Here is a 14,741-nt window from a genome sequence, read left to right on the forward strand (position 1 = left end):
AAGTAACTCCTTATTGCACCGCGATCGCCTGCATGATGGCAGGAACGGAAATCTCATCGTGACCGAGTTGTGCAATATGTCGACGGTCACGCAGAACAATGACGCGATCGGCATAACCTGCCAATTCCTCTAATTCGGAAGAGATAATTAACAGTGCCAGCCCTTCATCACACAGTTTCTCAATCAGCCGAATAATTTCAGCATGCGCCCCCACGTCAATACCGCGCGTTGGCTCATCTAAAATCAAAAATCGAGGTTTTGTGGCAAGCCAGCGCGCTAATAAAACTTTTTGCTGGTTTCCACCGGAGAGATACTGAATTTGTTGCTCAGGGCCAGGAGTACGAATACCAAGCTGCTGAATGAATTGCTCAGCAATTTGAGTTTGTTCCCGCATTGAAAGTGGCCTTAACCATCCGCGCTGGGCCTGTAAGGCCAGAATAATATTCTCCCGAACTGTTGCAGCACCGACAATGCCATCAGTTTTACGATCTTCTGGGCAATAGCCAAAACCGAATTTTGATGCCGTGCGTGGTGTTCGGATCTTAACGGGCTTGCCTTGTATTTTGGCCTCCCCAGTATCCGGTGTCGTAACACCGAAAATTAATTGCGCAGTCTCGGTGCGCCCAGATCCTAATAGCCCAGCAAGTCCGACAATTTCACCAGGAGAAACAGCCAAATCGAAATTTTCCACCACACCCCGCCGACCATAGTTTTTAAACTCAACCAGTGGGTTGCTTGCCACAATATTATGTTCACCACGTTTGAGTAATTGCTCATCAAAGCTATGGCCCAACATCATCTGAACCAATTCGATACGGGGAAGTTCTGCGGTTGTTTTAGTGCCAACAAGTTTGCCATTGCGTAAGACAGTAATACGATCGCTGATCCGATAAACCTGATCGAGGAAATGCGTCACGAATACCATACCGATACCCTGATCTCGTAACTGACGCAAAATATCCAGCAACATACTGACTTCTTTAGCATCTAAACTTGCCGTTGGCTCATCCAGAATAAGTACTTTTGCTGATAGATCGACCGCGCGAGCAATGGCGACAATCTGTTGTATTGCAATAGAAAAGTTAGCTAACGGTTGCTGCACATCTAATGTAAGACCATAGCCCGTTAGCAGTTTTTCTGCCTGTAGATTCATCGTACGATGGTCAATTAACCCCCAACGTAATGGCTCACGGCCAATAAATAGATTTGCCGCAACAGATATATTGGGCAGCAAGTTGACCTCTTGATAAACAGTGCCAATCCCCAGTTTCTGGGCATCCGCAGTATCAATGGGACAAATGGCCTTACCATCTAAATAAACTTCACCGGCGGCCCGCTTATAGACCCCAGTTAATGCTTTGATTAAAGTCGACTTTCCTGCACCATTTTCCCCTAACAATGCGACAACTTCACCGCGAAGCAGAGAAAAATCGACAGAGTCCAATGCCTTAACACCAGGAAATTCAACTGACAAGCCACGGACTTCTAGCAGTGTTTCCATCAGATGTACCCACGTTCAAAAACGACTCAGATATTGCCCAAATACAGGTGACGAAAGCAGGCGGAGCAAGCCCCGCCATTTGAATCAATAACCAAGGCTCTTCTTAGATTCGTATTCCTGTTTAGCCGTATCAGGCTGTAACAGACGAGATTCTGTCTGGATAAACTTAGGCGGTTGGGTGCCATCTTTCTTCAGCGCAATTAATGCATCGAAAGCAGGGCCTGCCATATTCGGTGTCAACTCAACAGTAGCATTAGCCTCTCCGCTACTCATCGCTTTAAAAATATCAGGAACGCCATCGATGGATACAATTTTGATCTCTGAACCCGGCTTCAACCCGGCTTCTTTAATGGCTTGAATGGCACCTATCGCCATATCATCGTTATGTGCATAGACAGCACAGATGTTCTTACCGTTTTGCTCCGCTTTAATGAAACTCTCCATTACTTCTTTGCCTTTACTCCGTGTGAAATCCCCGGACTGAGAGCGAATTATTTTTACGTTAGGTGCCGACGCTATCCCGTCAGCAAAACCTTTCTTGCGGTTAATAGCCACACTCGAGCCAACAGTGCCTTGTAGTTCAACCACATTACAAGGTTTACCTGCCACATCTTTCAGTAGCCACTCACCAGCGACTTTACCTTCATATACACTGTCTGAAGCCACTGCGGCGGTGTACAGGGAGGGATCATTCACCTCTATCATTCGGTCAAGCAGGAATACCGGGATTTTAGCTTCTTTCGCTTCCTGCAAAACCGGTGTCCAACCCGTTGCAACCACAGGAGCAATAAAAATGGCATCAACACCCTGAGCAATAAACGATCTAACAGCCTTGATTTGGTTCTCTTGTTTTTGTTGAGCATCCGCGATTTTTAATGTAATACCGCGCTTTTCAGCCTCTTGTTTAGAAACCTTAGTTTCCGCAGAGCGCCAACCGGACTCTGAACCAATTTGAGAAAAACCCACGACTAGCGGAGCCGCTTGGACTGCACTACACATTGCCGCTGTTACAGCTGCTGCTAACAGTAAACGCCTGTACATATTTCTCTCCTCACTTGTCATCGTCGAGCCGCTGACTCACTACCATTCCGAAGAACAGTTAAGATAATCATTCAGGTCATTTACTGTCCTGAGCATCGGCCAATTTGCAAATTATGTTGTTCTAAAAGCATATGATGTTTTTTAAGGTGAGCTTCCTGATAGCTAAAATGTTAATTAGTTTTAGTACATTTTGTAAAAGTAATAATGAGCAACGTCACACCACAGAATAACAATCGTTTTGTACATAAATTCAGCTAAATAGGTATGCATTGGGAACGTTACCTTTTAAAATTTTGTCAGGCTTAAAAAATAACTGTTGTTAATGGCAGAATATTGTTCGAACAAAAAGATCTTTTTGGAATTGGTAAAATGGATGGAAAATATGAGGGAATAGTGGTCAGAACAGAGGTCAAGATAAAAGCAGAACTATGTTAAAGAAGTAGTGTAAGTGTATCGGCGTATCATAAATGTACTAATTACGATTTTTGGGCATAAAAAAACCCCTCGCTTTCGCGAAGGGTTATTTATATGGCAGGGGCGGAGAGACTCGAACTCGCGACACCCGGTTTTGGAGACCGGTGCTCTACCAACTGAGCTACGCCCCTAAATTATGCTTAACATTATGCCTGCTAAGATAAGCAGGCATAATTTAAATAAGTGGCGGAACGGACGGGGCTCGAACCCGCGACCCCCTGCGTGACAGGCAGGTATTCTAACCAACTGAACTACCGCTCCACCGATTCTTTTACGTGTATCTTCCCGATATTTACCCTTGACAGGGCCAGCGCTCCGCGCTGTGCAAAACCGCTCTAAGCGATTTTGTCAGTTACCAGATGTCACTCTGATAACTCGTGTTTGATGCCTGGCAGTGTCCTACTCTCGCATGGGGAGACCCCACACTACCATCGGCGCTACGGCGTTTCACTTCTGAGTTCGGCATGGGATCAGGTGGGACCACCGCGCTATGGCCGCCAGGCAAATTCTGTCTAAACTAAACCCGCTATATGTTTCCACACAGCCAGCCAGCCCAATCTCGGAACTTCGCTGAAAATATCAATCTTTCAAATCTAAAACACCTTTGGTGTTGTAAGGTTAAGCCTCACGGATCATTAGTACTGGTTAGCTCAATGCATCGCTGCACTTACACACCCAGCCTATCAACGTCATAGTCTTTAACGTTCCTTCAGGGGGCTTAAAGCCCCAGGGAAGACTCATCTCGAGGCAAGTTTCCCGCTTAGATGCTTTCAGCGGTTATCTCTTCCGAATTTAGCTACCGGGCAATGCCATTGGCATGACAACCCGAACACCAGTGATTCGTCCACTCCGGTCCTCTCGTACTAGGAGCAGCCCCTCTCAATCTTCCAACGCCCACGGCAGATAGGGACCGAACTGTCTCACGACGTTCTAAACCCAGCTCGCGTACCACTTTAAATGGCGAACAGCCATACCCTTGGGACCTACTTCAGCCCCAGGATGTGATGAGCCGACATCGAGGTGCCAAACACCGCCGTCGATATGAACTCTTGGGCGGTATCAGCCTGTTATCCCCGGAGTACCTTTTATCCGTTGAGCGATGGCCCTTCCATTCAGAACCACCGGATCACTAAGACCTACTTTCGTACCTGCTCGAGCCGTCACTCTCGCAGTCAAGCTAGCTTATGCCTTTGCACTAACCTCACGATGTCCGACCGTGATTAGCTAACCTTCGTGCTCCTCCGTTACTCTTTGGGAGGAGACCGCCCCAGTCAAACTACCCACCAGACACTGTCCTCACCCCGGATCACGGGGCCGAGTTAGAACATCAAACATTAAAGGGTGGTATTTCAAGGTTGGCTCCATGCAGACTGGCGTCCACACTTCAATGCCTCCCACCTATCCTACACATCAAGGCTCAATGTTCAGTGTCAAGCTATAGTAAAGGTTCACGGGGTCTTTCCGTCTTGCCGCGGGTACACTGCATCTTCACAGCGAGTTCAATTTCACTGAGTCTCGGGTGGAGACAGCCTGGCCATCATTACGCCATTCGTGCAGGTCGGAACTTACCCGACAAGGAATTTCGCTACCTTAGGACCGTTATAGTTACGGCCGCCGTTTACTGGGGCTTCGATCAAGAGCTTCGCCTTGCGGCTGACCCCATCAATTAACCTTCCAGCACCGGGCAGGCGTCACACCGTATACGTCCACTTTCGTGTTTGCACAGTGCTGTGTTTTTATTAAACAGTTGCAGCCAGCTGGTATCTGCGACTGGCTTCGGCGCCGGGAGCAAGTCCCATTACCTAATGCCAGCGTGCCTTCTCCCGAAGTTACGGCACCATTTTGCCTAGTTCCTTCACCCGAGTTCTCTCAAGCGCCTGAGTATTCTCTACCTGACCACCTGTGTCGGTTTGGGGTACGATTTAATGTTACCTGATGCTTAGAGGCTTTTCCTGGAAGCTTGGCATCAACTACTTCACCACCGTAGTGGCTCGTCATCACACCTCAGCGTTGATAAGCAACCGGATTTACCAAGTCACTCCGCCTACATGCTTAAACCGGGACAACCGTCGCCCGGCTAGCCTAGCCTTCTCCGTCCCCCCTTCGCAGTAACACCAAGTACAGGAATATTAACCTGTTTCCCATCGACTACGCTTTTCAGCCTCGCCTTAGGGGTCGACTCACCCTGCCCCGATTAACGTTGGACAGGAACCCTTGGTCTTCCGGCGTGCGGGTTTTTCACCCGCATTATCGTTACTTATGTCAGCATTCGCACTTCTGATACCTCCAGCAACCCTCACAGGTCACCTTCAACGGCTTACAGAACGCTCCCCTACCCAACAACACCTAAGTGTCGCTGCCGCAGCTTCGGTGCATGGTTTAGCCCCGTTACATCTTCCGCGCAGGCCGACTCGACCAGTGAGCTATTACGCTTTCTTTAAATGATGGCTGCTTCTAAGCCAACATCCTGGCTGTCTGTGCCTTCCCACATCGTTTCCCACTTAACCATGACTTTGGGACCTTAGCTGGCGGTCTGGGTTGTTTCCCTCTTCACGACGGACGTTAGCACCCGCCGTGTGTCTCCCGTGATAACATTCTTCGGTATTCGGAGTTTGCATCGGTTTGGTAAGTCGGGATGACCCCCTAGCCGAAACAGTGCTCTACCCCCGAAGATGAGTTCACGAGGCGCTACCTAAATAGCTTTCGGGGAGAACCAGCTATCTCCCGGTTTGATTGGCCTTTCACCCCCAGCCACAAGTCATCCGCTAATTTTTCAACATTAGTCGGTTCGGTCCTCCAGTTAGTGTTACCCAACCTTCAACCTGCCCATGGCTAGATCACCGGGTTTCGGGTCTATACCTTGCAACTAGACGCCCAGTTAAGACTCGGTTTCCCTACGGCTCCCCTATTCGGTTAACCTTGCTACAAAATATAAGTCGCTGACCCATTATACAAAAGGTACGCAGTCACACCACGAAGGTGCTCCCACTGCTTGTACGTACACGGTTTCAGGTTCTATTTCACTCCCCTCGCCGGGGTTCTTTTCGCCTTTCCCTCACGGTACTGGTTCACTATCGGTCAGTCAGGAGTATTTAGCCTTGGAGGATGGTCCCCCCATATTCAGACAGGATGTCACGTGTCCCGCCCTACTCATCGAGTTCACAGCAAGTGTGTTTTGGTGTACGGGACTATCACCCTGTACCGTGCGACTTTCCAGACGCTTCCACTAACACACAAACTGATTCAGACTCTGGGCTCTTCCCCGTTCGCTCGCCGCTACTGGGGGAATCTCGGTTGATTTCTTTTCCTCGGGGTACTTAGATGTTTCAGTTCCCCCGGTTCGCCTTGCATGGCTATGTATTCACCATGCAATAGTGCAACGAATTGCACTGGGTTTCCCCATTCGGGTATCGTCGGTTGTAACGCTTCATATCAGCTTACCGACGCTTTTCGCAGATTAGCACGCCCTTCATCGCCTCTGACTGCCTAGGCATCCACCGTGTACGCTTAGTCGCTTAACCTCACAACCCAAAGATGTTTCTTATGTTCAAGTCGGTTGCGCGTCGTGAATACAGCGTTGTGCGGTACTCGGAATGCTCATGAACGTTAAGTTCACTCCGCGTCCTCCGTGCCGTACGCCTTGCCTTCACTTAGCTCACGCGACTCTCTTCATCAGAATGCACATTGGCATTGCGATTATTTGAGAGACTCTATTACAGGTTACTCTTTATCTCAGTATATCTACGGAGAGATAAATTTCGGCTGTAATGTTTCAATTTTCAGCTTGTTCCAGATTGTTAAAGAGCAATATTTCACAACACACTGTGCCTTACGACCGCAGTACGTTTTGAAATAGTTTTTTTATATGGTGGAGCTAAGCGGGATCGAACCGCTGACCTCCTGCGTGCAAGGCAGGCGCTCTCCCAGCTGAGCTATAGCCCCATATAAAAAGCAAAATACCTTATCGGCATAACTCATTCTCAGACAAGACGCAGTCACGCGACGTTTATGGGTATAAACGAGTGTGTCTGTAACGCACTATGAGGATGAGTTGGTGGGTCTGAGTGGACTTGAACCACCGACCTCACCCTTATCAGGGGTGCGCTCTAACCACCTGAGCTACAGACCCAACAAGGTACTAAAGCCCGACTAATCTCTCAGTCCGGCCTTATTTGCTCGTTACTTTCTATCAGACAATCTGTGTGGACACTACGCAATGCGTATCGTTTAGGTAAGGAGGTGATCCAACCGCAGGTTCCCCTACGGTTACCTTGTTACGACTTCACCCCAGTCATGAATCACAAAGTGGTAAGCGCCCTCCCGAAGGTTAAGCTACCTACTTCTTTTGCAACCCACTCCCATGGTGTGACGGGCGGTGTGTACAAGGCCCGGGAACGTATTCACCGTAGCATTCTGATCTACGATTACTAGCGATTCCGACTTCATGGAGTCGAGTTGCAGACTCCAATCCGGACTACGACAGACTTTATGTGGTCCGCTTGCTCTCGCGAGTTCGCTTCACTTTGTATCTGCCATTGTAGCACGTGTGTAGCCCTACTCGTAAGGGCCATGATGACTTGACGTCATCCCCACCTTCCTCCGGTTTATCACCGGCAGTCTCCCTTGAGTTCCCACCATTACGTGCTGGCAACAAAGGATAAGGGTTGCGCTCGTTGCGGGACTTAACCCAACATTTCACAACACGAGCTGACGACAGCCATGCAGCACCTGTCTCACGGTTCCCGAAGGCACTAAAGCATCTCTGCTAAATTCCGTGGATGTCAAGAGTAGGTAAGGTTCTTCGCGTTGCATCGAATTAAACCACATGCTCCACCGCTTGTGCGGGCCCCCGTCAATTCATTTGAGTTTTAACCTTGCGGCCGTACTCCCCAGGCGGTCGACTTAACGCGTTAGCTCCGGAAGCCACGCCTCAAGGGCACAACCTCCAAGTCGACATCGTTTACAGCGTGGACTACCAGGGTATCTAATCCTGTTTGCTCCCCACGCTTTCGCACCTGAGCGTCAGTCTTTGTCCAGGGGGCCGCCTTCGCCACCGGTATTCCTCCAGATCTCTACGCATTTCACCGCTACACCTGGAATTCTACCCCCCTCTACAAGACTCTAGCTTGCCAGTTTCAAATGCAGTTCCCACGTTAAGCGCGGGGATTTCACATCTGACTTAACAAACCGCCTGCGTGCGCTTTACGCCCAGTAATTCCGATTAACGCTTGCACCCTCCGTATTACCGCGGCTGCTGGCACGGAGTTAGCCGGTGCTTCTTCTGCGAGTAACGTCAATCAACCGTGCTATTAACACGATTGCCTTCCTCCTCGCTGAAAGTGCTTTACAACCCGAAGGCCTTCTTCACACACGCGGCATGGCTGCATCAAGCTTGCGCCCATTGTGCAATATTCCCCACTGCTGCCTCCCGTAGGAGTCTGGACCGTGTCTCAGTTCCAGTGTGGCTGGTCATCCTCTCAGACCAGCTAGGGATCGTCGCCTAGGTGAGCCATTACCCCACCTACTAGCTAATCCCATCTGGGCACATCCGATGGCGTGAGGCCCGAAGGTCCCCCACTTTGCTCTTGCGAGGTCATGCGGTATTAGCTACCGTTTCCAGTAGTTATCCCCCTCCATCAGGCAGTTTCCCAGACATTACTCACCCGTCCGCCGCTCGCCGGCAAAGTAGTAAACTACTTCCCGCTGCCGCTCGACTTGCATGTGTTAGGCCTGCCGCCAGCGTTCAATCTGAGCCATGATCAAACTCTTCAATTTAAGATTTGTTTGATTTGCTGCTAATAAAAGCAGCGATGCTCAAAGATTACTTTCTGCAAATAAGCATTCGAACCGAAGTTCAAATGTGTACTGCTTTGGTCACTCTTCAAGACTTTGATATTGCTTCTGCCTGTCGAAACAGGCTTCGATATCGTCTTGCGAGTGCCCACACAGATTGTCTGATAAATTGTTAAAGAGCGTTCGTTACCCGTTTGCCTTTCGGCGAATCTTACGGTAACGCGGGAGGCAGATAATACGCTTTCCCGCTGAAGAGTCAAGAGTTTCTTTGGTTTCTTTCGAAGTCAAAATCATTCTTTTCGCTTCCTGACCCGGCGAAGTATGTTTCGTTGTTCCCGGTCAGTGGAGGCGCATTATAGGGAGTTCCTGACAGCCTGCAACCCCTAATTTGAAAAAACTTTTCAACCGCTGAATCTTTAGTCAAAATGCCTTTAAATTGGCAGTTTTTGCAGCACCGGGAAGCCATAACCCTGCAAAACGGGCAATAAAACGTCAGTATCTGCATTCAACGCCATGCAGTAAGCAATATTATCTTCCTGAGAAGAAACTACATTTTCTTGAGAAGAGATGAGCCAGGCAGTGCGACGAGCAATTGCGGCACCGGAATCGACCATGCGAGTACCTTCAGGCAACACTTGCGCCAACTCTTCTACTAATAGAGGGAAATGAGTGCACCCCAATACAATGGTGTCCGGTGGCTCACGCATCGCCAACCATGGGTGGAGGATTTTCTTTAATGTTTCGATAGGTACAGCACCACCATGCAACTTGGACTCTGCCAGTTCCACCAGCTCAGATGAACCCAGCAATTCAATTTTGCAATCGGTAGCAAAGCGCTCAATCAAGTCCCGTGTATAAGAAGCATGTACCGTGCCACGGGTAGCCAATAAGCCAACAACACCATTGCGGGTTAATCGCACCGCCGGTTTGATAGCAGGAACAACCCCAACCACAGGGAATGCAAAGCGTTCACGTAAAGCAGGAAGTACTACTGTGCTGGCGGTGTTACAGGCAATGACGACGATTGCCAGCGGATGGCGCTGCTGTACCGCAGTGACAATTTCCAGAACGCGTTCAACGATAAACTCACCGGACTTCTCCCCATAAGGGAAAGCGACATTGTCGAAAGCATATATATAGTGGAGATCCGGCAACAACTGCCGAATCTCTTGATAGACAGATAGCCCGCCAACACCTGAGTCAAAAATCAGTGCTGTCGGGCGAGGAGCAGTATCAGCCTTAGAAGTTATAGCTTCCGGTGAGGTAATACTCTCGTCCAGCGGTTTTATAGCCATAAACCGTCTCATAATCTTTATCAAACAGGTTGGCAATTCTACCACGAACTGTGAGATGAGAGGTGACCGGATATGAAACAGCTAGATCCCAAAGGCTAATCCCTCCCAGTTTTACTGAGCTTGGTGCAAAAGTGGTTGGATCGAATATATTGTCATAACGCTGGCCAAGATATTGATATGTTACTGACCAATCTAACTCGGCCACCAGCCAATCAAGTTGGTATTTGACCTGTTGCTTAGCGCGGCGCACCAGAATTTGATTGGTTTCAGCATCGCGAGGATCAAGATATTCCAAAGTAACTTGGTGAGATAACGGCCCTGTGTCGAAAGCACCCGTCCATTCCACACCTTTTATCACCGCTTTACTCACATTGTAGTAACGGTTGCTACTACTGTCATAGTCTATAAGTTGTTCAATATCATTACGATAAGTGGATAAACGCCAAGTTACCGGCCCGGTTAAGCCTTCAAGCCCGCCTTCCCATTGTTTGCTCTCTTCTGGTTTCAGGTTCGTGTTACCGCCATAGGCACTATAAAGCTGCATTAGATTGGGAGCCTTATAGGCAGTACCGTAAGAACCGATCAAACGATAGCCATCAATAAATTCCCATCCCGCGCTGGTCTGCCAGGTGGAGTGCCAACCAAATTGCGAATTATCGTCACTGCGCGCTGAGCCTTCTAAAGTGACATCATTGATCTGTTGCTGCCCTGTCAGATAAATACCCGTGTTGCGCAGTGTGTATTCATCAGAATTAGTTGCACTCATCGCTTTGCGTTTGGTTGTTTGTTCCTGCCAATCAGCCCCTGCACTAACCTCGCCTTTACCGACTTGTAGCGTATTACCCCATTGTAAGTTGTATTGTTCTGCATCATCTAAAGAGGCGGATACATCATGCCGGCCAAACAATGGATCATAGTTATAGTCTTTAGTGCGGTTATAACTTGCGATCAGTTGAGACGCATAAATTCCATTTTTAAAACGTAACCCAGTGTCATAAGTACGGCTTGATAGCTGGCGGGTATCTAATAATGCTGAACCGGGATAATAACTGCCGTCATAATCACTACGATTATCGAAACCGTAAGCACGCGCAAAGCCACTGAATTGATTATTGAAATCATGATTAACACCTGCCCACAGCATTTTCCCCATGTATCCGTCACGATCCGGCTGGCTTGCCATGCCAGTATTACCAGCAGCAACAATGTCATAACCTTTACTGTAATCGTAATTTCCTGCCAACGTCACTGTGGTGTTATCACCCAGTTTTTGCTGAGTTGAACCACCGTAGTTCTGGTAACCATTCGAACCCACGCCTGCGGTGAGTGTGCTACCCAAGGCTTCACGCACAGTAATGATGTTTACTACCCCACCGATAGCATCTGAACCATATACCGCAGAACGTGGTCCACGAATATATTCAATACGCTGTACTAAAGAGACAGGGATTTGGCTGAGATCAGAAGAACCGCTGATACCCGACTGATTCAGACGAACACCATCAACCAGAACTAAAACATGCCTGGCATCTGTACCTCGGATAAACAAGGAACTCTGTTGGCCAGGCCCACCAGTTTGTGCAATGTTCACACCAGGCAAGCGGCGCATGACATCATTCAGGTTAGTTGATTGCCAGCGATCAATATCATTACGAGTAACAACATCAACCGGAGCCAAGATAGAAGATATGGGTTGGGGGAATCGATTGGCGGTAACCACCATTTCGTCTTTATTACCTGTTGTGGTGCTGTCCTGGGCCCATCCAGAAAATGCCGTCACAGAAAGGGCTGTGATCAGCGTATATTTTTTAATTGTCATGAATACAAGCATCCAAACTCAATTGGCGGATGCCGCAGTGCCATGGCCGATAGTTCGCGACGACCACGCATATTGCGACGTAATACCGGCAGGTCTTCGGGCTTGGGATCTCTGATGTCACGTCTTCTTCATTACTTAAATGAATTAATACCGTGAAATAGAGCTGGCGATGACTTCCCGCCCTTGCGGACAGTGTCTGGTTGAAACCTATCGCCGTAACTTCCCCTTACCGCTGCGCGTCAGCTCCGGATTTACACCGGATTCCCTTTTAACTCGTAGGTGTTTCAGTAACAGCATGAGGCCGGACCGCAATGCTACGATCAAGTAAAATAGATGTCTAGACTTCCATCCTCGTTATAGGGAATAAACACAACAAAACTGGACATCACTCCCACTTTCCCTACAATCCGCAGCAATACCTCTCTTTTATAATGGCCAGACGAGAAGAAACATGACTCCCGACATCCTGCCGACAGACAGTTACGACCAACAACTGGCGGAAAAATCTGCCCGTCTTCAGACGATGATGTTGCCGTTTCAGGCACCTGCTGCGGAAATATTCCGTTCTCCGGCAGAGCATTACCGCATGAGAGCCGAGTTTCGCGTTTGGCACGATGAAGATGACTTGTACCACATCATGTTTGACCAGCAGACCAAACAGCGTATCCGTGTTGAACAGTTCCCGGTGGCAAGTTTGTTGATCAATCGTCTGATGAGTGCGCTGATGACGGCCATCAGGGCCGAACCGATTTTGCGGCGTAAACTGTTCCAGATTGATTACTTATCTACCCTAAGCGGTAAATTGATCGCCTCTTTGCTGTATCACCGTCAATTAGATGAAGAGTGGCAGCAGAAGGCGCTGGAATTACGTGAAAAGCTACGCGAACAAGGTTTTGATCTGCAACTGATTGGCCGGGCATCGAAAACTAAAATCATGCTAGATCACGACTATATCGATGAAGTGTTACCGGTTGCTGGGCGTGAAATGATTTATCGTCAGGTGGAGAATAGTTTCACCCAACCGAATGCAGCGGTGAATATTCATATGCTGGAATGGGCGATTGATGCCACTAAAAATGCCAGCGGTGATTTATTGGAGTTGTATTGCGGTAATGGTAATTTCTCGTTGGCGCTAGCACGCAATTTTGCACGGGTGTTGGCAACAGAAATCGCTAAACCCTCAGTGGCAGCGGCACAATACAATATCGCGGCAAATAATATCGATAACGTGCAAATTATCCGCATGTCAGCTGAAGAGTTTACCCAGGCAATGCAAGGTGTACGCGAGTTTAACCGTTTGAAGGGTATTGATCTGAGCAGTTATAACTGCGAGACCATTTTTGTCGATCCCCCGCGCAGCGGGCTGGATAACGAGACAGTCAAACTGGTACAAGGTTATCCGCGTATCCTTTATATCTCCTGTAACCCTGAAACGCTGTGCGCCAATCTGGAACAGTTACAACAGACACATAAAATCAGCCGATTAGCACTGTTCGATCAGTTCCCCTACACCCATCATATGGAGTGTGGGGTATTGCTGGAAAAGCGCGGCTGACAGGCAATAGATAAGTAAAAGGGCAACGCGATGTTGCCCTTTTTCGTTTTAAAATATGTCGTTTTAAAACATATCGCTTTCAGGTTATTGCGGCTGCTGGTTATCCGAATTATCTGGCTCAGATTCTGATTGCACCGACTTACGTGCTTTTAGCTTAAACAAGATCCAGAACACCAACACGACACTGAGAATAGAAGGAACGAAATTAGAACCAATTGCCGGATGCTCAACCCGAACAATCGCGCTATACAGCAAAATCCCGAGCAGGAAACACGCGGAGGCCAGTACTGGCAAGCCATGTGGCATGGCGAAATTGAGGTAGCGCTGATGCAAACAATATACGGCTAATATTAACGTTAGCAGCGGAAAAACTGAAAAAGGCACAAACGCGCTGAATAACGTGTTAAATGAACCATTTATTGCCAGGCCAGTAATCAACGCCAGCAGCAGGGTGCCGATTTCACGGCGAGACTGTTCCATCATTTTCCTTACCTTATTAAGTGCGAGATACGGCGAGTTTTTCCTGCTCGCGGCGATACCAATAATAAGCGCCCTTGGAGATCATCCGCAGTTGTAAGACCAAGCGTTCCTCTAACTGTCGCCGTTGTTCAATATCCACGTCCAGCACTTCTGCACCAGCACTGAAGACAATTGTGACCATGGCCTCAGCCTGAGCTTCAGTGAAGCTGCGTGGCATGTGGTTTTCCAATTCGAGGTAATCTGCCAGCTCAGCAATAAAATGCTGAATTTCACGTGCCACTGCGGCACGAAATGCGGCGGACGTGCCGGAACGCTCGCGCAGCAATAAGCGAAATGCATTCGGGTTATTACCGATAAATTCCATAAATGTAGATACGGAGGTACGGATAACACTGCCGCCCTTGGCAATCCGCTGGCGTGCCTGACGCATCAGTTGGCGCAACATCAGGCCGCTTTCATCGACCATTGTCAGGCCAAGTTCGTCGACATCGCGAAAATGCCGGTAGAAAGAAGTCGGTGCGATACCAGCTTCGCGAGAGACTTCCCGCAAGCTAAGGCTGGCGAAACTCCGCTCAGCGCTCAGTTGGCTGAACGCCGCTTCGATAAGGGAACGACGAGTCCGCTCTTTTTGTTGTGCTCTGACGCCCATAATCGTGCCCAAGGGATATCCAAATTCTCAATCTAAGATATATAGTCAGCAATATACCAAACTTTATAGTAACAACCGTTATACAAACGTATCATCCCAATACTGAATTGCCGCTTTACAACACACATCACGGT

The 14,741-nt window shown here is 48.6% G+C and carries 7 protein-coding genes, 4 tRNA genes, 3 rRNA genes and 1 riboswitch; of the genes, 1 reads left to right on the plus strand and 13 read right to left on the minus strand.

Going from position 1 to position 14,741, the window contains the following annotated elements:
• Positions 1-10 precede the first annotated feature (10 nt).
• From ytfR to btuB, 11 genes are all read right to left on the minus strand, one after another.
• Entirely contained in the window at positions 11-1,501 is a 1,491-nt protein-coding gene (gene ytfR, locus V1956_RS01305) for a galactofuranose ABC transporter, ATP-binding protein YtfR (protein ID WP_420072141.1), read from the minus strand.
• A gap of 84 nt (positions 1,502-1,585) precedes the next feature.
• A complete protein-coding gene (ytfQ, locus tag V1956_RS01310; RefSeq protein WP_005162730.1) occupies positions 1,586-2,542 on the minus strand; it encodes a galactofuranose ABC transporter, galactofuranose-binding protein YtfQ in 957 nt (318 codons plus the stop codon).
• Positions 2,543-3,071: 529 nt separating this feature from the next.
• Positions 3,072-3,147 (minus strand) — tRNA-Trp (locus tag V1956_RS01315).
• A gap of 53 nt (positions 3,148-3,200) precedes the next feature.
• Positions 3,201-3,277 (minus strand) — tRNA-Asp (locus V1956_RS01320).
• A gap of 125 nt (positions 3,278-3,402) precedes the next feature.
• A 5S ribosomal RNA gene (gene rrf, locus V1956_RS01325) occupies positions 3,403-3,518 on the minus strand.
• A gap of 112 nt (positions 3,519-3,630) precedes the next feature.
• Positions 3,631-6,537, minus strand: a 23S ribosomal RNA gene (locus V1956_RS01330).
• 345 nt (positions 6,538-6,882) lie between these two features.
• Positions 6,883-6,958 (minus strand) — tRNA-Ala (locus V1956_RS01335).
• Between the two features lie 110 nt (positions 6,959-7,068).
• Positions 7,069-7,145 (minus strand) — tRNA-Ile (locus V1956_RS01340).
• 103 nt (positions 7,146-7,248) lie between these two features.
• Positions 7,249-8,791: ribosomal RNA gene (locus V1956_RS01345) — 16S ribosomal RNA — on the minus strand.
• The 16S, 23S and 5S rRNA genes sit together here with 4 tRNA genes alongside, the layout of an rRNA operon.
• A 449-nt stretch (positions 8,792-9,240) precedes the next feature.
• A complete protein-coding gene (gene murI / locus V1956_RS01350; protein WP_083161826.1) occupies positions 9,241-10,104 on the minus strand; it encodes a glutamate racemase in 864 nt (287 codons plus the stop codon).
• Positions 10,049-11,923, minus strand: coding sequence for a TonB-dependent vitamin B12 receptor BtuB (btuB, locus tag V1956_RS01355; RefSeq protein ID WP_442824738.1), 1,875 nt, complete (start codon positions 11,921-11,923; stop codon positions 10,049-10,051). Before btuB ends, murI begins: the two co-directional genes overlap by 56 nt.
• Positions 11,924-11,993: 70 nt before the next feature.
• Positions 11,994-12,244: riboswitch (cobalamin riboswitch) on the minus strand.
• Between the two features lie 130 nt (positions 12,245-12,374).
• Between btuB and trmA the strand changes: the two genes are divergently transcribed.
• Positions 12,375-13,478, plus strand: a complete 1,104-nt coding sequence (gene trmA, locus V1956_RS01360; RefSeq protein WP_372560103.1) for a tRNA (uridine(54)-C5)-methyltransferase TrmA — start codon at positions 12,375-12,377, stop codon at positions 13,476-13,478.
• 84 nt (positions 13,479-13,562) lie between these two features.
• Here the strand turns inward: trmA and V1956_RS01365 are convergent, their stop codons facing one another.
• Both V1956_RS01365 and fabR read right to left on the minus strand, forming a co-directional pair.
• Complete coding sequence (locus V1956_RS01365; protein WP_226716428.1) at positions 13,563-13,961, minus strand: YijD family membrane protein; 399 nt, start codon at positions 13,959-13,961, stop codon at positions 13,563-13,565.
• Positions 13,962-13,974: 13 nt separating this feature from the next.
• Complete coding sequence (gene fabR, locus V1956_RS01370; protein WP_005192099.1) at positions 13,975-14,607, minus strand: HTH-type transcriptional repressor FabR; 633 nt, start codon at positions 14,605-14,607, stop codon at positions 13,975-13,977.
• Positions 14,608-14,741: the final 134 nt, after the last annotated feature.

Origin of the sequence: Yersinia sp. 2540 StPb PI (assembly GCF_052217165.1) — a bacterium.
GTDB classification, from domain to species: Bacteria; Pseudomonadota; Gammaproteobacteria; order Enterobacterales; family Enterobacteriaceae; genus Yersinia; species Yersinia enterocolitica_E.